Below are 23,454 nucleotides of genomic sequence, written 5' to 3' on the forward strand. Positions count from 1 at the left end.
GTATATTTTTTAATTACTATTTAACTTCCCATACATTTGATGAATTCAGAAGAAATTCCCTGAATGATTTTTTAGGGCTTTTCTTTTGTACCTCAGCGATCTGATCTTCATAATCACGCTCATATGTAGGTGCAGTGACACTTCTGATAACTCCAAGTGCAACAGGCATTCCTACCGATGTGTCCATAAGAGCGAGTTTCATATGAAGTGTGTTGTCTTGGGTCTCGGCATCATGAACCAGTACATCATCAATAGTATAACCATCTTCACCAATGGTAACGGCCTTAAGGTTCCAACCATCCAATACTATACCTTTTTCATTATCTTTACCGAACACCATTTTCTCTCCATGCTTTAATAAAATAGTATTATCTGCCTTCCAGTTGCGATCACTTATTTTATTATGTATTCCGTCATTGAAAATAACACAGTTCTGTAAAATTTCAACTACAGACGTACCTTTATGTTTTGCTGCTTCAACCAGAGTGTCTACCTGATTTTTCATGTCGACATCCAATGCACGGCCAAAAAATGTTCCTCTTGCACCAAAGGTCAGTTCAGCCGGTCTGAATGGATCTTCTACTGTACCATATGGCGATGACTTAGACACAAACCCTCTTTCTGATGTTGGAGAGTATTGACCTTTAGTAAGACCATATATCTTATTGTTAAAAAGAAGAATATTTATATCAACATTTCTGCGAATTGTATGTATAAAGTGATTACCTCCAATTGCAAGTGAGTCACCGTCACCTGTTGCTACCCATACACTCAGATTGGGATTTGCAACCTTTACTCCGGTAGCAATTGCTGATGCCCGGCCATGAATACTATGGAACCCATAAGTATTCATATAGTAGGGTAGTCGTGAAGAACAGCCAATTCCTGAAATAACCGCAGTATTGTGTGGATCAACATTCAACTCGGCTAAAGCTTTTTGGAGACATGTCAGAATAGCATAGTCACCACAGCCCGGACACCAACGTATTGGGTTGGGACTCTTATAGTCTTTTGGCATGTATTTCTGATACTTAATACCACTTATATCTATATTTTTTGCTTCAACTGTATTCATATTATGCTTCCTCCATTATTTTGGTGAATTCTTTTACCAGCTCGCTCACTTTAAATGGCTGGCCTTCAATTCTGTTGAACTTGTGTATATTGCTAAGATCCTGAAATTTTGAACTCAGGTATGCAGCAAACTGACCACTATTTTGTTCTGCAACAATTACCTTTTTGTAACCTTTTAGCAGATCGTGTGTATTCTTTGGAAGTGGTGAAATATGTCTGAACTGAGTGAATGCCACCTTTTTACCACTGTCCTGCAGGTGCAGAGTAGCCTCAAGCAAGTGTCCGTAAGTTCCTCCCCAGCCAACTATAAGCGTTTCAGCATCTTTATCACCCATAACCTCCTGTTCAGGTATAAAATCGGCAATCCTTTCTATTTTGTTCTGTCGAATATCAATCATGAACTGATGATTCTCGGGATTAGAAGATATGACTCCGGTGAATCTGTCCTTTTCCAGTCCTCCCACCCTGTGCATAAATTCAGGTGTACCGGGTATACCCCAATATCTAACATCAGTTGCTTCATTTCTTAAGAATGGCTTCCAGTCTTCAGCGTTTCCATTGTAATACTTATCTACATATGGAGGATTGATTTCAGGATAGTCTTCCATTTCAGGAATTCTCCATGCTGACGAACCGTTTGCAATATAACCATCGGTCAATAGAATAACAGGAGTCATATGCTCAAGTGCTATCTTTGATGCCTCAAAGGCACTGTCGAAACAGTCAGTAGGTGATGTTGCTGCTATTACTACAAGAGGACTCTCTCCGTTGCGACCATATAATGCCTGTCTGAGGTCGGTTTGTTCACTTTTAGTTGGCATACCAGTGGAAGGTCCGCTACGCTGAACATCAATAATAACTAGTGGTAATTCAGTCATCACTGCAAGACCAATTGCCTCACTTTTTAATGAAAGTCCCGGACCTGATGTAGATGTAGCTGCAAGACATCCGGCAAAACTTGCACCAATTGCAGATGTAATACCAGCAATCTCATCCTCCATCTGTAGTGCCTTTACTCCAAAATCTTTTCTTTTAGTAAGTTCATGCAATATATCTGTTGCCGGAGTAATTGGGTACGAACCTAAGAATAGCTGAAGACCTGCTCTTTCGGCAGCTGCTATCAGTCCATAAGCAGTAGCAGTATTGCCATTCACATCCATATAATATCCTTTGGTTGATTCTTTTACATCAATATTATATGTAGTGGCAGTAAGCTGTAAGTTATCACCATAATTATAACCATCGGTGAGTGCTTTGATGTTTGCTTCAACAAGTGCAGGTTTTTTTCCAAACTTTTGTTCTAGCAGCTTGTCAGCAATTTCCAGTGGTCTGTTAAACAACCAGCAAACTACACCCAAAGCAAACATGTTTTTGCTTCTCAGTATATCTTTATTCTCAAGACCAGAGTTCTCCAGTGAAGCTTTTGTAAGAGATGTAATATCGATTCCAATTGTCTGAACATGATTTAAATTGAGTTCAGTAAATGGATCTTCAGTCTCAAACTTCGCCTTATCAAGATCTCTCTTTTTAAATGAATCGTTGTCATATATTACAATCGAACCTTTTTTCAGGAATTGTGCATTTACTTTTAAAGCAGAGGGATTCATGGCTACCAGGACATCCGTCTTGTCACCTGAATTATAAACATCTTTCGCACCTATGCGAACCTGAAATCCCGAAACGCCATGAAGTGAGCCTTGTGGTGCACGAATCTCAGCAGGAAAATCCGGGAATGTTGAAATTTCATTCCCAAATATTGCCGATAATGTTGAAAATAACGTACCAGACAGCTGCATTCCGTCACCGGAATCACCTGAAAAACGTACTGTTACCTGTTTAATATCGGTTACGACTCTATTCGTTGACATAATTATTTTTTGGTTGTTATTTATTAAAGTGTAATCTGTTCATAAATTATGTAACCCTGTCTGTATTAACAGGGAGACGGTATATAATACTAAATAAATCTGAGGATTAGTCACAATTTACAAGTCTACAAAGTAATAAAAGAGTTGGGTAATAAACAAATTTATTTCCTTACTATAGAGGCTCCAAGTTCATTTAATCGTTTGTCGATATCTTGATATCCACGATCGATTTGATCAATATTATGAATTGTGCTTACACCATCAGCACACATAGCTGCAATCAGCAGTGAAATACCAGCTCGTATGTCAGGAGAAGTCATTGTTGTACCACGTAAATAGAAACGTTCATCCAATCCAATAACTACCGCTCTGTGAGGATCACACAAAATTATCTGAGCACCCATATCAATTAGTTTATCAACAAAAAACAGTCTGCTTTCAAACATTTTTTGATGTATAAGTACACTCCCTTTTGCTTTTGTGGCTACTACCAGCATAACACTTAGCAAATCGGGTGTCAAACCAGGCCAGGGAGCATCAGATATTGTAAGAATTGATCCATCCATAAATGAGTCTATTGTATAACTCTTCTGACTTGGAATATATAGATCATCACCTCTCTGTTCAATTGTGATACCGAGTCTTCTGAAGCTTTCAGGAATAATACCCAAATTTTCAATTGAAGTATTTCTAATTGTTAACTCCGATTCCGTCATAGCTGCCATACCTATAAAACTGCCTGTCTCAATCATATCAGGTAGCAGTCGGTGCTTGCACCCGTTTAATGATGTTACACCTTTAATGAACAGCTTGTTAGAACCAATACCTTCTATTCTTGCACCCATTCTTACCAACATACGGCTAAGTTGCTCAATATATGGTTCGCAAGCGGCATTATATATAACTGTTTCACCTTCCGACAAAACTGCTGCCATTATCAGGTTGGCTGTACCAGTCACAGATGCCTCGTCGAGAAGTATATATTTTCCTTTTAATTTCGTGGCAGATAATCTGATAAGCTGATTCTTTTCATCGTTAGTCAGATCGGCCCCCAACTTCATTAAACTATTGAAATGAGTATCTAGTCTCCTGCGCCCGATCTTATCTCCACCTGGTTTAGGAACTACGACCTCGCCAAAGCGAGCAAGCAGAGGTCCTGCTAACATAATCGAGCCTCTCATTGACGCACTTTTTCTTCTGAACTCCTCTGTTTCAGTATATGATATATCTATGTTTTCAGATTTAAAAGTAAATACACCGCTTTCAATTTTATTAATCTCTACACCAAGGTCATGCAACAGTTCTATGAGATTGTTAACATCAAGAATGTCCGGGATATTCTCAATTGTTACTCTCTCTCTTGTAAGCAATGTTGCACAAATAACCTGCAAAGCTTCATTTTTAGCTCCTTGTGGCGTTATATTGCCTTTTAGTCTATGACCACCTTCTATTATAAATGATGACATGTTTTTAAGTTTAATAAATCCATACTTCAGGTTCAAGTCTAACTCCAAACTGCTTTTCCACCTCATTGGTAATCTCATTTGCAAAGTTTAGAATATCTCTACCATCATCTGTACCAAGATTCACAATAACCAATGCATGATTTTCATAAGTTCCCACTAAACCATTATTCTTTCCCTTATATCCTGCTTTTTCTATTAAAAATGCTGCAGATGTTTTAAAGCTTGTCTCTCCTGTATTGTAGATAGGTGCATCAACTAATCTTTTTTGTAATGCCTCTTTCTCTTCTTTTGTCAGAATCGGGTTTTTAAAGAAACTTCCTGCGTTTGGGTAAGTTTTTACATCAGGTAATTTTCTTGTACGAATTTTGATGATAGCTTCTCTTACCTGAGATAGTGATGGTGTGTTGTTTCCTTTCAGTTCACGACTCAAATCAACATACTTTTCTTTGTATATATATGTTTTATTTAACCTGTACACTACCGAAGTTATTATATATCTGCGTTTCTGTTTAAATATGCTATCACGATATCCAAACTGACACTCTTCATTTGTAAATTCTAACTGTTCTCCGGAAATCATATCTGTAGCCTTTACTAAAGTAATTGTGTCCTTTACTTCAGATCCATAAGCACCTATGTTTTGTATCGGGCTTGCACCAACAGAACCTGGTATGAGCGACAGGTTTTCTAATCCGGAGTAACCTCTTGAAACAGTTTCTCCTACAAGATTATCCCACTCAATAGCAGCTCCGGCTTCAATTTCTACATAATTTTCATCTTCTGAAACAATATAAATCTCTTTCATTGCAGGTTTAATGATCAAACCATCAAAGTCTTTTGTAAAAAAAAGATTATTACCTGCACCAAGAATTAATTTATTCTCGTCAGGAAAAGCTTTTAATATTTCTGATAACTCATCTGCCGATTGAGGTTCGCAAAATAATCGAGCTACTGCTTTGGTCCTGAATGAATTATATTGTTGCAGTTGTTTGTTGTGCTGAATATTCAACGTTTTATTTTTTACTAGTTGTTTTATTAATTTGTTTTTATTGAATTCATAAGTGTACATGCATCACTATTAATTCCTTAGATAGATGAGGTTTATTTACCACGATAAATAAGAAATACGGTTGGGGTCTTCTGCATATCTGGAAGGTTTCCTTTCCATGACTTTACGCTTTTTGTGACAATCCACTCATCATCACATGAAATATTCATCGCGATACATAACTGAGTGTGTGGTTTGCAGTTTTCAATAATATCTTCTGCCAGCTTTTGATTACGGTAAGGTGTTTCTATAAACAGTTGTGTCTGATCATCCTTATATGATTGCATTTCCAGATATTTAATTTTACTCACTCTTTTTGAAGAATCAATGGGAAGGTAACCATGAAATGCAAAACTCTGACCGTTAAAGCCTGATGCCATTACAGCCATCAAAAGGGAGGAGGGACCAACAAGTGGTACAACTTTATATCCTTTTTTCTGTGCAATAGCAACTACCTCTGCTCCCGGATCAGCAATGGCAGGGCATCCTGCTTCAGAAATAACGCCCATGCTGTTTCCTGATTTCATAGGAGCAAGATAACCTTCAATATCCTTCTTGTTTGTATGTTTATTCAGTTCGTAAAATGTAAGTGAATCAATGTCAATGCCAGGATCACACTTCTTCATAAAACGACGTGCTGAACGAATGTTTTCCACAATGAAAAACTTCAATTCAGATACAATTCTCTTGTTGAATTCAGGAATCACCCGCTCAACTGATGTATCACCTAATAAAACGGGAATTAAATATAGTGCTGCTTTGTCCAATTTATAAACTCTTTATGAGTACAAAATTAGTCAAAAATTATCATACAAAGCCATGAATTTCCATAAAGGAGCTGCCATTGTTGCCTGAACTATCTTGCCATTTTCGAGTAAATCCTTTAGCTCGTTAAAAGTTACCAGGTGTACAGTCAGATCCTCTGATTCCTCAAGTGACTGTTTGCCTATTTTCTCTACATCTTCAGCAATGTAGCAGTAGGACCAGTTATTAGCTGCACTTGCATTAGGTGCAATGCGGATAAACTCAGTCCATACCCCACCACCATAACCTGTTTCTTCAAGCAGTTCACGTTGTGCAGATGATAAAGGTGACAAATCTTCATCTTCACAAACACCGGCACAAAGTTCAAAGCATACCTCTTCAATTCCGGGACGATACTGTTTAACCATCACAAACTTTTTATCTTTTGTAATAGCAATAATATTAACCCAGTTTGGGTATTCCAGAACATAGTATTCAGGTACTATATTGCCGTTGGGCATTAGCAGCTTTTCCAATCTTACAGTCAGCCACGGCCTCTTGTGGAGGTACTTGCGTTCGAGAACCTTCCAGTGTAGTGGACTGTTTTTATGATTTGTCATTTAAATATGGGGGACTCTAATATTTATGTTGATTTTTTTAACCTTATTTAGTTGCAGTAATAATCCCTCTGAAGTAACCAATCGATTCAGCAATTCCTTGAAGTGGGTCATCCATATTTCGCTCATGTTCCAGGCTGCACATTCCTGTATAACCTACTTCTCGCAACATTTTCACGAAAGCCGGAATATCAATAACACCTCGTCCTATTTCAACAGAATATCCAGCCTTAGTGTTACCGGTAACATCTTTGATATGAATATCGAATACACGGGTGTGATACTTTTTTAAATCTTCTACCGGATCTTTGCCATTTCTGGTGTCATGACCAATGTCAAGGCACATACCAATACGTGAATCCAAATCTTTCACATTCTCCCACACATCATCTGCATCGGGATAAAGATCCATATCTGGACCATGCAGGTGAATAGCATAATGCATGTTGTACTCTTTTACTTTTTTGTCAACATATGGCAGCAGCTCATAATTTGGTACTCCTACAACAAGTTTTACCCCAACACGCTTTGCATACTCAAAAGCATTATCAATCTCTTTCTCAGACTTCATATATATCGGACCAACTGCATATCCCTTTATTCCTTTTGATGCCAGCTTAGCATGAAAGTCTGCAATTTCTTTCTCGTTACTGTTCAGGGGTAGGTGAAAGTCTTTTATACACAAATATTTGACATCACACTTCTGCATCATATCTAATGTCTGGTCCAAATTAAAATTTCTGAAAGTGTAACCCGCCATTCCAATATTGAACTTTTCATTTGTTTCAGCTGAGGGCTGAGGATCAGGTCTGTTTTGTGCGGAAACAGCAAGGGATATGATTAATCCCATAATAAAAATAGTTCTTTTCATGACTGAAAATGGTTTTAAGATTGTTATGAGCGTAAAGGTAATATTATTTTGTGAAAATCTTTTAACTTTGTATAAATGAATAATCAGCAATGAATCTTCCAGACCATTTTACAGATATTATCAGGCAGCTACTGAAAGATCAGACAGACGCTTTTATTAGTTCTTTAGTGGAGGTGCCACCAGTTAGTCTCCGTTTAAATCCACTTAAATCTGAAGGCAAGGTTTCAGATTTACCTGAGGAGGGAAAGCAAGTACCATGGTCGGATTGGGGCTATTACCTGAATAAGCGTCCTTCTTTCACCTTCGATCCTCTGTTTCACGGCGGTAAGTATTATGTTCAGGAAGCATCTTCAATGTTTATTGAGCATGTTGTCAAACAGTTAATTGATAAGCCGTTAAAATGTCTCGATCTCTGTGCAGCACCCGGTGGTAAGTCGGTAAGTTTACTTTCAGCACTACCTGCAGGTAGCCTCTTGACATCAAACGAAATAATACGCCAGCGTGCATATATCCTTTCTGAGAATATCACGAAACAGGGAAGTCCAACTACTGTGGTAACCAATAATGAACCAAAAGATTTTGCCGTTCTTCAAGATTTCTATGACATGATTCTTGTAGATGCTCCATGTTCAGGCGAAGGAATGTTCAGAAAAGACGATGTAGCAATCAGTGAATGGTCACCTGAAAACGTCAGAATGTGTGCAGAACGACAAAAAAATATTTTATCTGATATCTGGCCTGCTTTAAAACCGGGCGGTATACTTATTTACAGCACATGTACCTATAACACACTGGAAAATGAGGTAAATGCATTATGGGTATCTGATGAGATGCATGCGGAATTTGTAGAAATTAAAACCGAAAAAGAGTGGGGAATATCGCCATCATTCGATGATAAGGTCATCGCCTATCGTTTCTTTCCTCATAAAACAGAAGGAGAGGGGTTATTTGTGACTGTATTGAGAAAAGATGGTTCAACTGTCTCAAACAGTCTTCAGCATATACAAAAACGTAACAAAAAAAATAGAAAATACCCTTCTCACTTAGTAAAGGAGGTTTCTACATACAAGAGATATTTAATAAATCCGGACGATTTCGATTTTGTTCAGGATGAAAATCGTATAATAGCCGTTTCTAAACAACATACAGAAACTATATTAGCTTTAAAAAACAGTTTGAAGACTATTTCATTAGGAATTGAGCTTGGTGAAATAAAAGGTAAAGATTTTATTCCATCTCATTCACTTGCAATGAGCAGTGAGCTGAACAGAGAGATTTTTTCAACCAGAGAATTGACCTATGATGAGGCAATTGCATATCTTAGGAGAGAAGCCATAAGTATACCAGATTCTCCAAAAGGATTTATATTGCTTACATATAGAGATTTACCACTGGGTTTCGTTAAAAATATTGGTAACCGTGCAAACAACCTATATCCAAACGAATGGCGTATAAGAACATAATTTCTCAGCCACTTACATTTTTATTTGTGATATTGGCTATTGTCGCAGCTCTTTTGTCGTTAATAGCTTCAAACCTAATGGTGAAACAACTGGCTGCAGAAGAGCGCAACAAGATTGAGGTGTGGGCTCTTGCAACAGAATCCATGATGTCTGAAGATATGGATGCATATCTAGTATTATCCATTCTGCAAAGCAATAACACAATCCCAGTCATTTTGTATGATGAAAATTCAGGTGTTGTTGAATCTCACAATATTAAACTGCCGAAAGAAAATGTCGAAGCCTTTCTTCTAAATAAAATAAATAAATTTGAAAGAAAACATGATCCCATTGTCTTGAGTGATATGAATCAGATACTTTATTATGATGATTCATACACACTAAAGCAATTGCATTTTTATCCATATATTCAGTTTTTTGTAATTTCACTGTTCATCGGACTTGCATTCCTAACCTTAAATCGTTCTCAGCGTGCTGAGCAAAACAGGGTATGGGTTGGGTTGTCGAAGGAGACCGCTCACCAGCTTGGTACGCCTATATCATCTTTAATGGCTTGGTCGGAATATCTTAAACTAAAATATAGTGATAAGGAGTTGCTTGCAGAGATTGATAAGGATGTTGAAAGGCTGCAGATGATAGCGGAAAGATTCTCGAAAATAGGATCAGAACCCGATCTGAAGCCAACTATACTTCAGGATGCAGTTCGTCACTCACTATCCTATATGGAAAAACGGATTTCAGATAGAGTGTCACTAAAAGAGGATTTCCCTGAACAACCAGTAAATGTAATGTTGAATGAGCCTCTTTTTGGATGGGTTATAGAGAATCTTACCAAAAATGGTGTTGATGCGATGAAAGGAGAGGGAGAAATATTGTTTTCAATTTCGGTACCTGATGAAATTAGAACATTAAAAGAAAAAAGGCAGGTCTATTTAGATATAAAAGATAGTGGTAAAGGAGTTCCTAAATCTATGTATAATAAAATATTCTCACCCGGATACACAACTAAAGAGAGAGGGTGGGGTTTGGGCTTGTCACTTGTTAAGCGAATAGTAGAGGTGAATCACAAAGGCAAAATATTTGTCAAAAACTCCGAACTTGGAAAAGGTACAATCTTCAGAATCATTTTAAATGAATCATAGAAAGACCTACTTTTAATGTAAAGTCCTGATTTATATTTACTTTCACTGTAAACCTAATTCAGGACCAGGCAAACCTGCTTTCTGAATAGACTTGTACCTCAGCTAAAGATCGCTTATAAATTACTTATACATAGCTTATAGTTTATATAAGGCATGTATAAGTGATCTCTGAGTGATATATTAATTATTCCCATTTATTATACTGATTTTAATCTGATCGGCATATGCATATTTTCTAAGTAATTCTAATGAATAGTCAACAGCCTCTTTTAGTCCATCAGCTCCTGAATATCCATTGATGAGCATCAAAAGATGTTTTGTTTCAGATGTGATCTTAGTTCTCTCCTCATCGCTGCTGGGATTGCCTATTCCTCCTATCGAGTCTCTGTATACAGGGAGTCCCTCAATATTCATAGTACCACGACCTATTGCTTCAAATGGTTCATTTGCTCTTCCAACACCTAAACGGAGATTACCTTCAATCTTATCTGCATCAAAACCACCTATCGAATATCCTGTTTTTAACGAAACCAGGTTTATTAAATCAACAATAGTATCAATCTGATAAAGTCCCTGTCCCTTAAGCAGTCTCCTGCATAATGCTTCCCCTGAAGGTCGGTATCTGTTAGGGTCTTTGCCAAGTCTTTTATAAACATCACGTGTGGCCTCAATTGCGGGTCGTTTCTTTATCTTTTCCATGCTAAATGAACTGGTAAACTTTTTTGTAAACAAATCAATTTCATCCCAAAGTTTATCATTGTGCTTTGTATTCTTAACTTTACAGTAAATAACAGCTACATGGAAATCGGAGCACACCTCTAAAATTTCCTCGCCAATTTTTATTTTCATTTCCATAAAAGCAAAGTTATAAATTCTAAAGTAAACAATACAAAATCCCATATAATGTGATGTATATTTGAAAAATAACATCTATTTATTTGTCAGACTCTATTTCAATTCTTATATTTGCGTGAATTTTTGTTTTCATATGACTGACGAAAATAACAAGTTACTCATTGATCTGGAAGTTCGTATTAAACAACTTCTGTTTTTTTGTGATTCATTGAAAGATGAGAATGAGAGATTGAAGTCTGAGATTAAGTTAAGGCAGGAACAAATTGATGAAGCCAAAAATGATCTAAAGGTTTTGAAAACAAAATATGATAGTTTAAAAACAGTAAGGACAATTACTGCAGCGTCGGTTGATGTTGACACTGCCAAATTAAAACTATCAAAGCTGGTGCGGGAAGTAGACAAATGCATAAATTTATTAAAATAAGATTTAAAAATTTATGTTATGGGGGACGAGAAATTTTTATTAACGTTAGAAGTTGCAGGCAGAAGGTATCCTTTGAAAATCAAAAGGTCTGAAGAACAGGCTTTCCGAGCTGCCGCAAAACAGATAGATATAAAAGTAAACCAATACCGTGTTGCATTTGGGTCAAACCCTAACTTAACAACACAAGATTTTATGGCAATGGCTGCCATTCAGGCATTGGCGGAGAATTTTTCTCTCGGCGATAAGAATAATACCAAACCCTTTGAGGATAAGATAGACTCTTTAATAATTGAGTTAGATAATTATCTAAAAAAATAATTGAGTCTCTGTAGTTTACAGAGATTTTATGCCGCACCTTTTAATCACATATTAGCAATATGTGTTTATCTGAGTGCGTTTTTTTGATTTTAATAGTAGTGATATAATAATTAAATAATAGTAGATTTATATGAATATATTTATAGGAATTATCGGTTTGGTTGCTGGTGCTTTAATAGCCTGGTATCTAACCGGTAAGACAGCCAATTCACGCGCTCAGAAAATTCTGAGTGATGCTGAAAAAGATGCTGAAGTAATAAAGAAAAAGATGCTCCTTGAGGCAAAAGAGGAGACTCTTGCATTAAAAAATGAGGCCGAAAAGCAAATTAATTCACGCACATCTAAATTACAGTCTTTCGAAAATAGGCTGAAACAGCGTGAAATGACTCTCAACCAAAGACAGGAGGAACTTAATAAAAAAAATAGTGAAACAGAAGAGCTTAAAGTTACTCTGGCTAATCAGCAGGAATTCCTCGATAAGAAAAGTGCAGAACTTGAACGTCTACACAGACAATCGGTTGAAAAACTGGAGTCAATTTCTGGCCTATCAGCCGAAGAGGCTAAAGAGAGACTGGTAGAGTCTCTGAAAGAGGAGGCAAAAGGTGATGCACAATCCTATATTAGTGAAATCATGGAAGAGGCCAAGATGACAGCTAATAAGGAGGCTAAAAAGATTGTGATCCAATCGATTCAGCGTGTTGCAACTGAAACATCAATCGAGAATGCTATTACAGTTTTCCATATTGATTCTGACGAAATTAAAGGAAGAATTATTGGACGTGAGGGTCGTAATATAAGAGCTCTGGAAGCAGCTACAGGAGTGGAAATTGTTGTAGATGATACTCCGGAGGCAATTGTAATTTCAGGATTCGATCCTGTAAGACGAGAAATTGCACGCCTTTCTCTTCACCAACTGGTAGCAGACGGCAGAATTCACCCGGCTCGTATTGAAGAGGTTGTATCTAAAGTAAAGAAGCAGATTGAAGATGAGATAGTTGAAACAGGAAAACGTACTGTTATTGATTTAGGAATTCATGGGTTACATCCGGAGTTGATCAGAATTGTAGGAAAAATGAAGTATAGATCTTCATATGGTCAGAATTTGCTGCAACACTCTCGTGAGACAGCTAACCTTTGTGCTATCATGGCTTCTGAACTTGGTCTCAATCCCAAAAAAGCAAAACGTGCAGGACTTCTTCATGATATAGGCAAGGTGCCTGATGATGAGCCGGAATTGCCACATGCAGTTTTGGGTATGAAGCTTGCAGAGAAATATAAAGAGAAACCTGATATTTGCAATGCTATTGGAGCTCACCATGATGAAGTTGAGATGACCACTTTGCTTGCTCCAATAGTTCAGGTGTGTGATGCTATTTCAGGAGCAAGACCTGGTGCTCGTCGCGAGATAGTGGAAGCCTATATTAAAAGACTTAATGATCTTGAAACTCTTGCTCTTTCCTACCCGGGAGTTGTTAAAACATATGCAATTCAGGCAGGTAGAGAGTTGCGCGTAATTGTTGGTGCTGATAAGATAGATGATCAGGATACAGAAAAGCTTTCTGATGAAATAGCACGTAAGATACAGACTGAAATGACCTATCCGGGACAGGTTAAAATTACTGTGATACGTGAAACCAGGGCAGTAAGTTTTGCCAAGTAGCTAGATTATCAAAATATTCATATATAAAAAAGGAGCTGAATAAGCTCCTTTTTTATATATGTAAAAAGTTTATTCGAAAAACATCTCTTCAAATACCTATATTTTATCAGCTTTTTTTCTTGAAAGTTTTTCAACTAATAATTCTTCATTAGTTCCAATAACTTTCTTAAGTTCTTGTTCAAGTCTCTTTATTTCCATGTCCTGATTATGAATTGTTGTAAGTAAAGCATTCAACTCCTCATTATCGACAGTATCAGGATATTGGGCTTTAATCCTACCTATAAAATCACTTAAAACGTTCATGTAATTATTGAATGCATCATAGGGGGACATATAGGGACTAAAATTACTATTGCCGATTCCAAAATGCTTCGTTGACATGTAATAAAAATGATCACTCGATTGCAGGTATATCCAGTCCTGTTTTAACTGACGAACAGTGCAAAGTCTTACCCTTTCGCCAATCTCATAAAGCGACTTTAAAGCACTCTTCTGAAGTCGGTTACCCAACCATGCACTAACATCACGCTCCTCGTCAGACCATGAGATTGTCTCGGGAACCTGAATTGCTCCAATTGGCTTATGAGAATCCATAATTTCACTTGGAGTAGAGAAACCAATTCCTTTTTCAAAAGCAAATCGGGGTAGCGCTTTCATGAATTCAAATATTCCGGAGTGAGAGGGTTGCAGATTACCTAATACCTCATAATTCATAAAGAGATTGAAAACTTTCTCTTCCGGAGGAGTTGAAGCTATCCATGACATGAATTTTTCTGCTGTCAGGGGGTACTCGTTCCAACTGTAATCGGAGAATTTATATGCTATATCGTCACTAAATTTGCTGTTTTTTAGCAGTAATTTTAGTTGAGGCTGTGAAGCCGATTGATATACATAATTGGGACTTTTCCACCCAAGGACATGTTTGGCTCCTTCGGTAATCATTTTCTTATATCCCATTTTATAAACCATATCAGCAATTTCATCAGAATAGATCAACTCTGTATTTCGCAATACTGTAGGCTTCTGATCGAAAAGCATTTCAATTCTTTCAGAATGTTGTTTAACCTGATTGTGAAACTCTTCAGGATCAAAAAGACTCGATAGTGAATGGGCATATGTTTCTGTAAGAAACTCAACATCTCCGGTTTTGCTTAGTTCTCGTAAACCTTCAATTACTTCCGGAGCATAAACTTCCATTTGATCCAGAGCTACTCCTGAAATAGAAAATGCAACTTTAAACTTTCCTTTGTATTGATTTATCAGATCTAGCAACATCCTGTTGGCCGGTATATAGGATCTTGCCGCAATCTGTTGCATTATATCTTCATTAGAATAATCATCAAAATAGTAGTGATCGTTTCCTATATTAAAGAAACGATATCTTTTTAGCCTGAACGGCTGGTGTATCTGGAAATAAAAGCAAATCGACTTCATGATTCTTATATGGTTATAAATTGATTTCTTTGATTATTGGTTTCATTATATAATTTATAATTCAAACCAGCATATCGTATATGGCACGAACTTTTAGTCCTGCATCCTCCCATTTTATATTGTCAACCTCTTTTTTGCCTTCAATCTTAAGGTGTTCGGCCATAGCAGGGTATGTACAAATTGAATAAATAGCATCAGCCATTGCATCCACATCCCAGTAGTCTGTTTTGATTACATTATGCAGAATCTCGGAACAGCCCGACTGGTAGGATATTATACTTGGAACACCGCATTGCATAGCTTCAAGAGGTGAAATACCAAATGGCTCAGATACAGAGGGCATTACATATACGTCACTTGACTTAAGCATTTCATAAACCTGTTTACCACGCAGGAAACCTGTAAAGTGGAATTTATGAGCAATACCTCTGTCAGCTACCAGACGTATCATTTGATCCATCATGTCACCGCTTCCTGCCATAACAAAACGTATATGGTCGGTTTTGCGAATTACCTGCGTTGCAGCATCTACAAAAAACTCGGGACCTTTTTGCATTGTAATCCTTCCGAGGAATGTAACTACCTTCTCAGGAACTCCTGATATTCTTTTAATTGCATCGATCTCGGGACTTAAAGGATCTACTGCATTATGAACAGTTGTGACTTTCCAGTATGGCTGATGGTAGTTTTCGATTACTGTTTTCCTTGTTAAGTTACTTACACAAATAATGTGGTCACAATTATCCATACCATCTTTCTCTATTCCATACACAATGGGGTTGGGTTTTCCGCGACTTCTGTCGAATTCAGTTGCATGAACATGTATTACCATTGGTTTTCCCGTAACACTCTTTGCATGCAAGCCGGCAGGGTAGGTTAACCAGTCGTGAGCATGAATTACATCAAAATCATAAGTACGTGCAATTACACCTGCAACTATGGAGTAGTTATTTGTTTCCTCAAGAATATTGTTTGGATAACGGCCTGAAAACTCAATACATCCCAGATCATTAGTATGCATGTAGCTGAAGTCGGCATAAATGTTATCCCTCAGTTTATAATACTCCTCAGGATTCATGAACTTTTCGAGTCTTGATTTTACAGTATCATTTGATACATTCTTCCACACAACAGGTGTATTGTTGGCGCCGATGATTTTCATGAAACTCTGATCTTCATCACCCCAGGGTTTAGGAATAACAAATATGGTTTCTAAATCTTCTTGTTGCGACATACCTTTAGTTAATCCATAACTTGCTGTACCTAATCCTCCGAGTATATGTGGAGGGAACTCCCATCCAAACATCAATGCTTTCATCTGTCCTGTTTTAGTTTTTTACTTTTTCATGTTCGCTGCATACCTGAATATGATATAATCTAAAATTACACCCTGGTTATGTTATTTGTATGAGTTTATTATCTTCTGAGCTCTTAATAGCTCCCCAATGCTCATTGCAAAAGAATATCCCCCATGAGCTATAAATGGAGGGTTTGAATCATAAAATTCGGAGATAGAGCCAATACAGTCGTTTTGTATCTCGTTCTCAATACCAACCATGATTCTGTCAGCCAAAGACAAACCACCCATTTGGAATACGTTTATATAACCTTCAATATAATGGCCTAACAACCATGGAAAAGCCATTCCATTGAAATAAGCAAATTTCTTTTCATTTTCACTGCCACTGTAGTGTGGTCGGAATTTATCACTTTTAGGAGTAAGAGTACGCAGACCGCAGCTTGTTAACAGCTCTTTAGTAACAAAATCCAGAACTGATTTCTTCTGTCTTTTTTCAAGTGGTGAATAGGGAAGAGAAACCGCAAAGATCATGTTTGGACGTACATTTGGATCTTTGTAATAACCATCTACATAGTCGTATAGATACCCTGCGTCATTCATGAATGTTTTAATGAATGATTTGCCTGCCAGACTGCTTTTCTCTGCCAGTAATGCAGCTTTTTCATGGTTCCCTGTTTCATTGGCAATCTCTTCTGTGAACTTCAGAGCATTATACCAAAGAGAGTTGAACTCTACCAGATATCCTGATCTTGGGATAGCAGGACGTCCGTCAATCATAGCATTCATCCAGCTAACTGCAACTTCACGCCCATATGTTGTCAGTAATGAATCACTTTCATGAAATACCAGGTTAGGGTGCCTATTTGAGAGGATGTATTCAATTATCTCAAATAAGAATTCAGAGTACTTTTTAATGAACTGGTTCTTATTTTCAAAGTAAAACTGCTGAAGGGCCCAAACAACCCAAAGTAGGAGGTCTGGGTCATCCAGCTGTTTGATATAGCTTTTATATGGTTTATCATTCATGAAATCCCTCAAATGAGGTATTGCGGTATCCATTATATTTTCATAATCATTGGGCCTACCAACAGAGAGAGTGCAACCTGGTAGTGAAATAAACTGGTCGCGGGCTCTTACTTTGAACCATGGATATCCTGCAAGAAGATAATATTCGTCTTTATTGGGTATGTAATAAAATTGATGACTCGAGTTTTTTAGGCAGTTGTAAAAACTTGATCTGGGTGTACGTTTCTGCATCTCAAAGTTGAACTCATTTGAAAGAGTGGTGGTATCAACCAAAATGTCTCCTGCAGAGAATATTATCTCCTCCCCTTTTTTAATTGACATCTCGAAATAACCGGGAACATAAAGATCTTCCTGGTATGTATCACCATTTTGCAGATCCTGGAGGTATTCAATATCACGATACCAATCGGGGTGGTAAACAAATTCAGGTTCCTTATTGAACTGCATAAAAAGCTCGGGATAACCGAAGTACATACATGTACTTATCCCATTCTCAACCATACGGTATGACTTGTCAACCTGATCATTTTCCCGAGTCAGTTGTGAGGCTTTCCTGAATGCTAAAAATGGTTTAAATCGTATTTTAGTAGGCGAATGAGCATCTAATAGTGTGTATCTGATCATAAGTCTGTTTTCCTTAGATGAAAACATAATTTCCTTTGATAGTATAACACCACCTATACGGTAAATAGTTTTTGGAACGCTGTCACAATTGAATTCACGTATATATTTATGACCTTTTGGATTATAATTATCACCTGCATATCTGTGAATACCAAGATTGAACTCAGCACCGTGTTGTATTACTGTTTCATCTACTGAAGACAAAATAAGATGATTTTCATTATCAAGAAATGGAACAGGCATAACAAGCAAACCTTGGTATTTTGTAGTATTACATCCTGAAATTGAAGTGTTTTGATAAGCCCCTCTTCTGTTTGTTCTTAATACATTGCGGTATAAAGAATATTCGAGATTGATCATTAGATCCTTGTTAAATTTAAGATAACTCATCTTTAGGTGATTTTAATATTTTGCCCTTGTGCCGACTAATTATTGCGAAAGATAATTAAAATGTAATTATCGGGCAAGCAAAAAAAGAGATAAAAATAGCCTTCAAACATTAATGACTCTAAATTCTAAATATGTTTTATAAATTTGTGGAAGCTGTAAATTGAAAAGAGTGATAGAAAATAAAATAGATAGTTTCGAGAAGAAAAGAGTATGGCTGGCGCTATTGCCATCTATTGTTTTTGTTTCGCTGTTGTGGATTTCATTTGCAATGAACGCTGCAGGTCTTTTTGGATCGGATTTTTCACAATTTGGAATTTTACCCAGAGAAATTAAAGGGTTAAGAGGGATTGTTTTTTCACCATTTATTCACTCTTCTGTTTCACACATAGCTTCTAATACATTACCTCTATTGATCCTAATCCAGTTTCTCTTCTATTTTTATAGTAAGATAGCATTCTCAACTTTTGCATATCTGTGGTTCTTAAGTGGTATACTGACCTGGATAATTGGAAGAGGTTATTATCATGTAGGAGCCAGTGGAATAGTATTTTCAATAATGTTTTTTCTCTTTTTTAGTGGTGTTTTCAGAAAATCAATTCAGTTGATAGCTGTTTCTCTCATTGTAGCATTTGTTTATGGCAGTACTGTATGGAGCATTTTTCCAATTGCCGAACTGGTAGATTCATCAATTTCATGGGAAGGTCATCTGGCAGGAACTCTGAGTGGACTTGTCATTGCAGTAGCTTTACGTCATCAAGGTCCTCAGAAGATCGAAAAAGTATGGGAGGATGAAGAAGAAAATGAATTGGATGAAATTAGTGAGAATTAAAATGTGTGGTAATTGATGAGAATAACTACTCATTTTTCTTATTTTTGTAATAAATAAATATTAAGATATATGCAAAAATTAATTAGAGCAGCAGTTGTTGGATATGGAAATATCGGCAAATACACATTAGAAACGTTAGAAAGTAGCCCTGATTTTGAAATTGCAGGAGTTGTTAGAAGAAGTTCTTCTTCTGTTTCCCCTGAGCTACAGAATTATAAAGTTGTTACATCAATAAATGATCTGCATAATGTAGATGTTGCAATACTTTGTACTCCTACAAGAAATGTTGAAAAATATGCCATAGAGTGCTTATCAGCCGGTATTAATACAGTAGATAGCTTTGATATTCACAGTAAGATATTAGAATTGCGCAACTCTTTGAATGAGTATGCGGTTAAAAATGGTGCCGTTTCAATTATTTCAGCAGGCTGGGATCCGGGAAGTGATTCTGTTATTCGTACACTTATGGAGGCTATGGCTCCAAAAGGTATCACATATACCAATTTTGGTCCCGGAATGAGTATGGGGCATACAGTTGCCGTGAAAGCTATCGATGGTGTTAAGGCTGCTCTCTCCATGACTATTCCTACAGGAACAGGTGTTCACAGAAGAATGGTTTATATCGAACTTGAAGATGGATATAATTTCCAGGAAGTTTCCCAGTCGATAAAAGCTGATGATTACTTCGCTCATGATGAGACTCATGTTTTCCAGGTGGATGATGTTGAAGCTCTTAAGGATATGGGGCATGGTGTACTTATGGAAAGAAAAGGGGCGTCGGGAGAAACGCAGAATCAACAATTTAAATTTGATATGAGGATTAACAATCCTGCTCTTACAGCCCAGGTATTGGTTAGTGCAGCACGAGCAACACTAAGGCAGTCACCAGGTGCATATACTATGATTGAAATACCGGTTGTAGATTTACTGCCGGGTGAAAAAGAGATGTGGATTAAGAAATTAGTATAAGTTCTTTAGTCTGAAATAATATATCTTTTACGGTTACAGGCTAAATATTTTGATTCCCTCATTAAATATTGCCGTTTTGGTTTTACTTACCTTGACGGTCTGAGTTATTATTAACTGTCAAAGAAATAAATTTCATTATCTTTGTAAAAAAATGTATTCTAATGGACATATTACTTTCTGTAACCTGGAATGTCGACCCCACACTTTTTAATCTGTTTGGTCGCGAAATACGATGGTATGGCCTTTTATGGGTTGTTGGTCTGCTGGTAGCAGTATATATTGTACAGAAAATTTTCAAGAAGGAGGATCTTCCCGAAAAGTGGTTCGATTCACTTTTTGTATATATGATTGTAGGTATCATTGTGGGTGCCCGACTTGGTCATTGTCTCTTTTATGAACCCGGATACTATCTTTCTAATCCATTAGAAATTCTGAAGGTATGGGAAGGAGGACTTGCAAGTCATGGTGGAGTGATTGGAATTATAATTGCCGTTTGGCTCTATTCACGTAAGGTTACCAAACAGAGTATGTTGTGGACTTTCGACAGGGTTATGGTCCCAACAGGCTTCACTTCAGCGATGATTCGATTGGGTAATCTTATGAATCATGAGATTTATGGTGGGCCTACCGACCGCCCATGGGGTTTCCGTTTTGTAGATAACCTTTATCCATGGATGAACGGTGCGGAGCCCATTTATACTGAGCCTTCACACCCGACTCAGATATATGAAGCACTGGCATATCTGGTTGTTTTTGGTATTACTATGTATCTCTATTATAACACAAATGCAAAAGATAGAAAGGGTCTAATAACAGGAGTTGGGATTTTTGTAATTTTCCTGTTCAGATTCTTTGTTGAGTTTGTAAAGAATGTCCAGGTAGAAGAAGAGTATTCAATGATAGAGAGTACAGGCTTGAATTTAGGTCAATGGCTTAGTATCCCCTTTATTATTTGGGGCTTATGGCTTATCATAAATGCTGTGAGGAAGCCTGCAGTAGTTGCTGATACACCTAAACAATCACAAATGTTTAAACCAAAACAGAAAACAAAAAAGAAATAAAATATATATCATAAACAGTATTAGGACCACTGAACTATATGTGTAAACCGCTTGAAATTGAGAAGGATATCTTTTATGTTGGTGTGAACGACCGCACCAAACATCTTTTTGAAAGTTTATGGCCTTTGCCAAATGGAGTCTCCTATAATTCTTATTTGATTGTTGACGAAAAAGTAGCATTGATAGATACAGTTGACATTTGCTACTCTGATGTATTCTTCAGGAAGATTACATCACTGCTTGGCGACAGACCAATAGATTATCTTGTTGTAAATCATATGGAACCGGACCACTCAGGATCTATAGGATTATTAGTAAATAAATACCCTGATATCAGCATTGTTGGAAATAAACGTACGATAGAGATGCTTAAAGGGTATTATGGAGTTACAAATAACCTGGTTGAGATTCTTGATCTTGATACTCTTAATCTGGGTAAATATAATCTAAAGTTTTATCTTACACCAATGGTGCATTGGCCGGAGACAATGATGACATACCTACAGGAAATGAACACTCTATTCAGTGGTGATGCATTTGGTACATTCGGGGCTATTGATGGTGGAGTACTGGATAGTCAGACTCGTATAGAAAAGTATTGGGATGAGATGATAAGGTATTACTCTAACATAGTTGGAAAATTTGGATCTCCTGTACAGACAGCACTAAAAAAACTCTCTGGTGTTGAAATAGATATGATTTGTTCAACACATGGACCGGTGTGGACCAAAAACGGAAGAATTAATGAAGTAATCAGTTTATATGATAAGCTAAGCAAGTATGATGCTGATAGCGGACTGGTTATAGTTTATGGTAGTATGTATGGAAATACCGCAGAGTTAGCTGATACAATTGCGGTTTCAGCATCACAAAATGGTGTTAAGGATATCGTTATACACAATGTTTCTAAGAGTCATGAGTCAGATATCATCAGGGATGTATTTAAATATAAAGGTCTGATAATTGGATCACCTACATATAACAATAAGCTTTATCCTGCCGTGGAAAGTGTTGTAACATCTTTGCAAAACAGGAACCTGAAAAATAGATATTTTGGTTATTTTGGTGGATTCTCATGGTCTGATGCATCTGAAAGATTGCTGAAATCATTTGCCGAAGAGATGAATTTTGAAGTGGTTGCATCTCCTGTAGTTATAAAGCAGGGTATGCTGGATGAGGTTTATGAAAAAGCTAATAATCTGGGAATGATGATGGCTAAGAAATTAAACAGTGATAATTCAAAATAAATAATTACATATACAAGTTATGAGACTTATTATTCAACCTGATGCCAATCAAATGGCACAATGGGCTGCAAACTACATTGCAGCAAAAATTAATAGTGCAGAACCAACAGCTGAAAATCCTTTTGTATTAGGTTTACCTACAGGTTCTTCTCCTCTTAATACATACAAAGCTCTTATTAAGCTTTATGAAAGAGGCGTAGTATCTTTTGAGAATGTTGTAACATTTAATATGGATGAATATATTGGTCTGGAAGCAGATCACCCACAAAGCTATCATACTTTTATGTGGGATAACTTCTTTAATCATATCGATATTAAGAAGGAAAATGTTCATATTTTAGATGGTATGGCTAAGGATCCTGAAGCAGAATGTGCTGCTTATGAGAAAGCTATCAAAGATGCAGGAGGTATTGATCTGTTTTTAGGAGGTATAGGACCTGACGGTCATATTGCTTTTAATGAACCAGGCTCTTCACTGAGCTCACGCACAAGGGTGAAAACACTTACCACTGATACAGTTATAGCAAATTCAAGATTCTTCGATAACGATGTTAATAAAGTTCCTAAAACTGCACTTACTGTAGGAGTAGGTACTGTACTTGATGCTAAGGAAGTTCTGATTCTTGTAAATGGTATTCATAAAGCAAGAGCATTGTATCATGCAGTTGAAGGTCCTGTTACTCAAATGTGGACAATCAGTGCTCTGCAATTACATGAAAAAGGTATAATTGTATGTGATTATGATGCATGTAGTGAATTACAGGTGAAAACATATAAATACTTCCTTGACATTGAGCATGATAATCTAGATCCGGATTCTCTTTTTAAATAGGAATAAAAATGAATCATTAAAGTTAAATTTAAGTATTGTTTTAAGGGTGTAGAAGTTTTTCTACACCCTTTTTTTTATCTTGCAGTTAACTTTTATATTTGATATTTAACAGATATACAGTCGATTACAATGAACAACTGCTTAGTATCGTTTGTTCACCGATTATAATCACAGTGTAATTCATTAATATAA

21 protein-coding genes are annotated in these 23,454 nt (G+C 36.8%); 10 read left to right on the forward strand and 11 right to left on the reverse strand.

Features of this window, described 5'->3' with window-relative positions; all coding sequences use genetic code 11:
- Positions 1–16 precede the first annotated feature (16 nt).
- The 7 genes from PHO43_RS08205 to PHO43_RS08235 form a co-directional block, all read right to left on the reverse strand.
- Positions 17–1,075, reverse strand: a complete 1,059-nt coding sequence (locus PHO43_RS08205; RefSeq protein ID WP_502867183.1) for a 2-oxoacid:ferredoxin oxidoreductase subunit beta — start codon at positions 1,073–1,075, stop codon at positions 17–19.
- Between the two features lies 1 nt (position 1,076).
- The gene (locus PHO43_RS08210) at positions 1,077–2,942 is read right to left on the reverse strand and encodes a 2-oxoacid:acceptor oxidoreductase subunit alpha (protein WP_053826039.1); all 1,866 of its coding nucleotides are present in this window, start codon (positions 2,940–2,942) and stop codon (positions 1,077–1,079) included.
- A 161-nt stretch (positions 2,943–3,103) separates the two neighbouring features.
- Complete coding sequence (gene murA, locus PHO43_RS08215; RefSeq protein WP_045090950.1) at positions 3,104–4,408, reverse strand: UDP-N-acetylglucosamine 1-carboxyvinyltransferase; 1,305 nt, start codon at positions 4,406–4,408, stop codon at positions 3,104–3,106.
- A gap of 10 nt (positions 4,409–4,418) precedes the next feature.
- Positions 4,419–5,477, reverse strand: coding sequence for a UDP-N-acetylmuramate dehydrogenase (gene murB, locus PHO43_RS08220; protein ID WP_082057386.1), 1,059 nt, complete (start codon positions 5,475–5,477; stop codon positions 4,419–4,421).
- 32 nt (positions 5,478–5,509) lie between these two features.
- Positions 5,510–6,223, reverse strand: coding sequence for an SAM-dependent methyltransferase (locus tag PHO43_RS08225; RefSeq protein ID WP_288011877.1), 714 nt, complete (start codon positions 6,221–6,223; stop codon positions 5,510–5,512).
- Positions 6,224–6,253: 30 nt separating this feature from the next.
- Positions 6,254–6,820 (reverse strand): NUDIX hydrolase, encoded by a 567-nt coding sequence (locus tag PHO43_RS08230; RefSeq protein WP_045089992.1) that lies wholly within the window; start codon positions 6,818–6,820, stop codon positions 6,254–6,256.
- A gap of 43 nt (positions 6,821–6,863) precedes the next feature.
- Entirely contained in the window at positions 6,864–7,688 is an 825-nt protein-coding gene (locus PHO43_RS08235) for a sugar phosphate isomerase/epimerase family protein (RefSeq protein WP_502867184.1), read from the reverse strand.
- An 89-nt stretch (positions 7,689–7,777) separates the two neighbouring features.
- Here PHO43_RS08235 and PHO43_RS08240 point away from each other — a divergent pair, with 89 nt between their 5' ends.
- Both PHO43_RS08240 and PHO43_RS08245 read left to right on the forward strand, forming a co-directional pair.
- A complete protein-coding gene (locus PHO43_RS08240) occupies positions 7,778–9,151 on the forward strand; it encodes a methyltransferase RsmF C-terminal domain-like protein (protein WP_288011879.1) in 1,374 nt (457 codons plus the stop codon).
- Positions 9,133–10,293 (forward strand): sensor histidine kinase, encoded by a 1,161-nt coding sequence (locus PHO43_RS08245; protein WP_288009653.1) that lies wholly within the window; start codon positions 9,133–9,135, stop codon positions 10,291–10,293. The genes PHO43_RS08240 and PHO43_RS08245 overlap by 19 nt, the downstream gene beginning before the upstream one ends.
- Before the next feature lie 180 nt (positions 10,294–10,473).
- Here PHO43_RS08245 and PHO43_RS08250 read toward each other — a convergent pair whose 3' ends face one another.
- Entirely contained in the window at positions 10,474–11,142 is a 669-nt protein-coding gene (locus PHO43_RS08250) for a B3/B4 domain-containing protein (protein WP_045090948.1), read from the reverse strand.
- A gap of 139 nt (positions 11,143–11,281) precedes the next feature.
- On the opposite strand from PHO43_RS08250, the gene PHO43_RS08255 reads away from it, so the two are divergent.
- The 3 genes from PHO43_RS08255 to rny all read left to right on the forward strand — a co-directional run bounded on the left by PHO43_RS08255 (position 11,282) and on the right by rny (position 13,550).
- Positions 11,282–11,572, forward strand: coding sequence for a coiled-coil domain-containing protein (locus PHO43_RS08255; protein WP_045089988.1), 291 nt, complete (start codon positions 11,282–11,284; stop codon positions 11,570–11,572).
- Positions 11,573–11,590: 18 nt separating this feature from the next.
- Positions 11,591–11,890, forward strand: coding sequence for a cell division protein ZapA (locus tag PHO43_RS08260; protein ID WP_045089987.1), 300 nt, complete (start codon positions 11,591–11,593; stop codon positions 11,888–11,890).
- Positions 11,891–12,020: 130 nt separating this feature from the next.
- Positions 12,021–13,550 (forward strand): ribonuclease Y, encoded by a 1,530-nt coding sequence (rny, locus tag PHO43_RS08265; protein WP_045089986.1) that lies wholly within the window; start codon positions 12,021–12,023, stop codon positions 13,548–13,550.
- Between the two features lie 96 nt (positions 13,551–13,646).
- Here the strand turns inward: rny and PHO43_RS08270 are convergent, their stop codons facing one another.
- The 3 genes from PHO43_RS08270 to PHO43_RS08280 form a co-directional block, all read right to left on the reverse strand.
- Complete coding sequence (locus PHO43_RS08270; protein ID WP_045089985.1) at positions 13,647–14,984, reverse strand: glycoside hydrolase family 57 protein; 1,338 nt, start codon at positions 14,982–14,984, stop codon at positions 13,647–13,649.
- Between the two features lie 61 nt (positions 14,985–15,045).
- A complete protein-coding gene (locus PHO43_RS08275; protein WP_045089984.1) occupies positions 15,046–16,302 on the reverse strand; it encodes a glycosyltransferase in 1,257 nt (418 codons plus the stop codon).
- 81 nt (positions 16,303–16,383) lie between these two features.
- Entirely contained in the window at positions 16,384–18,324 is a 1,941-nt protein-coding gene (locus PHO43_RS08280) for a glycogen debranching enzyme N-terminal domain-containing protein (protein ID WP_045089983.1), read from the reverse strand.
- Positions 18,325–18,493: 169 nt separating this feature from the next.
- Between PHO43_RS08280 and PHO43_RS08285 the strand changes: the two genes are divergently transcribed.
- From PHO43_RS08285 to nagB, 5 genes are all read left to right on the forward strand, one after another.
- Positions 18,494–19,153, forward strand: coding sequence for a rhomboid family intramembrane serine protease (locus PHO43_RS08285; RefSeq protein WP_052673285.1), 660 nt, complete (start codon positions 18,494–18,496; stop codon positions 19,151–19,153).
- A 69-nt stretch (positions 19,154–19,222) separates the two neighbouring features.
- A complete protein-coding gene (locus PHO43_RS08290; protein WP_045089982.1) occupies positions 19,223–20,122 on the forward strand; it encodes a diaminopimelate dehydrogenase in 900 nt (299 codons plus the stop codon).
- Positions 20,123–20,283: 161 nt separating this feature from the next.
- Positions 20,284–21,183: a prolipoprotein diacylglyceryl transferase gene (gene lgt / locus PHO43_RS08295; protein WP_394331717.1), complete on the forward strand. Its 900-nt coding sequence runs from the start codon at positions 20,284–20,286 to the stop codon at positions 21,181–21,183.
- A 38-nt stretch (positions 21,184–21,221) separates the two neighbouring features.
- Positions 21,222–22,430 (forward strand): FprA family A-type flavoprotein, encoded by a 1,209-nt coding sequence (locus PHO43_RS08300; RefSeq protein WP_045089981.1) that lies wholly within the window; start codon positions 21,222–21,224, stop codon positions 22,428–22,430.
- A gap of 19 nt (positions 22,431–22,449) precedes the next feature.
- Positions 22,450–23,262, forward strand: coding sequence for a glucosamine-6-phosphate deaminase (gene nagB, locus PHO43_RS08305; RefSeq protein ID WP_045089980.1), 813 nt, complete (start codon positions 22,450–22,452; stop codon positions 23,260–23,262).
- Positions 23,263–23,454 lie beyond the last annotated feature (192 nt).

Origin of the sequence: Lascolabacillus sp. (assembly GCF_028696275.1) — a bacterium.
Lineage (GTDB): Bacteria > Bacteroidota > Bacteroidia > Bacteroidales > Dysgonomonadaceae > Proteiniphilum > Proteiniphilum massiliensis.

Coding starts and splice junctions, on each gene's coding strand:
- PHO43_RS08205 (WP_502867183.1), bottom strand. CDS start 1,075: ATGAATACAGTTGAAGCAAAAAATATAGATATAAGTGGTATTAAGTAT.
- PHO43_RS08210 (WP_053826039.1), bottom strand. CDS start 2,942: ATGTCAACGAATAGAGTCGTAACCGATATTAAACAGGTAACAGTACGT.
- murA (WP_045090950.1), bottom strand. CDS start 4,408: ATGTCATCATTTATAATAGAAGGTGGTCATAGACTAAAAGGCAATATA.
- murB (WP_082057386.1), bottom strand. CDS start 5,477: ATGTACACTTATGAATTCAATAAAAACAAATTAATAAAACAACTAGTA.
- PHO43_RS08230 (WP_045089992.1), bottom strand. CDS start 6,820: ATGACAAATCATAAAAACAGTCCACTACACTGGAAGGTTCTCGAACGC.
- PHO43_RS08235 (WP_502867184.1), bottom strand. CDS start 7,688: ATGAAAAGAACTATTTTTATTATGGGATTAATCATATCCCTTGCTGTT.
- PHO43_RS08240 (WP_288011879.1), top strand. CDS start 7,778: ATGAATCTTCCAGACCATTTTACAGATATTATCAGGCAGCTACTGAAA.
- PHO43_RS08245 (WP_288009653.1), top strand. CDS start 9,133: ATGGCGTATAAGAACATAATTTCTCAGCCACTTACATTTTTATTTGTG.
- PHO43_RS08250 (WP_045090948.1), bottom strand. CDS start 11,142: ATGAAAATAAAAATTGGCGAGGAAATTTTAGAGGTGTGCTCCGATTTC.
- PHO43_RS08255 (WP_045089988.1), top strand. CDS start 11,282: ATGACTGACGAAAATAACAAGTTACTCATTGATCTGGAAGTTCGTATT.
- PHO43_RS08260 (WP_045089987.1), top strand. CDS start 11,591: ATGGGGGACGAGAAATTTTTATTAACGTTAGAAGTTGCAGGCAGAAGG.
- rny (WP_045089986.1), top strand. CDS start 12,021: ATGAATATATTTATAGGAATTATCGGTTTGGTTGCTGGTGCTTTAATA.
- PHO43_RS08270 (WP_045089985.1), bottom strand. CDS start 14,984: ATGAAGTCGATTTGCTTTTATTTCCAGATACACCAGCCGTTCAGGCTA.
- PHO43_RS08275 (WP_045089984.1), bottom strand. CDS start 16,302: ATGAAAGCATTGATGTTTGGATGGGAGTTCCCTCCACATATACTCGGA.
- PHO43_RS08280 (WP_045089983.1), bottom strand. CDS start 18,324: ATGAGTTATCTTAAATTTAACAAGGATCTAATGATCAATCTCGAATAT.
- PHO43_RS08290 (WP_045089982.1), top strand. CDS start 19,223: ATGCAAAAATTAATTAGAGCAGCAGTTGTTGGATATGGAAATATCGGC.
- lgt (WP_394331717.1), top strand. CDS start 20,284: ATGGACATATTACTTTCTGTAACCTGGAATGTCGACCCCACACTTTTT.
- PHO43_RS08300 (WP_045089981.1), top strand. CDS start 21,222: ATGTGTAAACCGCTTGAAATTGAGAAGGATATCTTTTATGTTGGTGTG.
- nagB (WP_045089980.1), top strand. CDS start 22,450: ATGAGACTTATTATTCAACCTGATGCCAATCAAATGGCACAATGGGCT.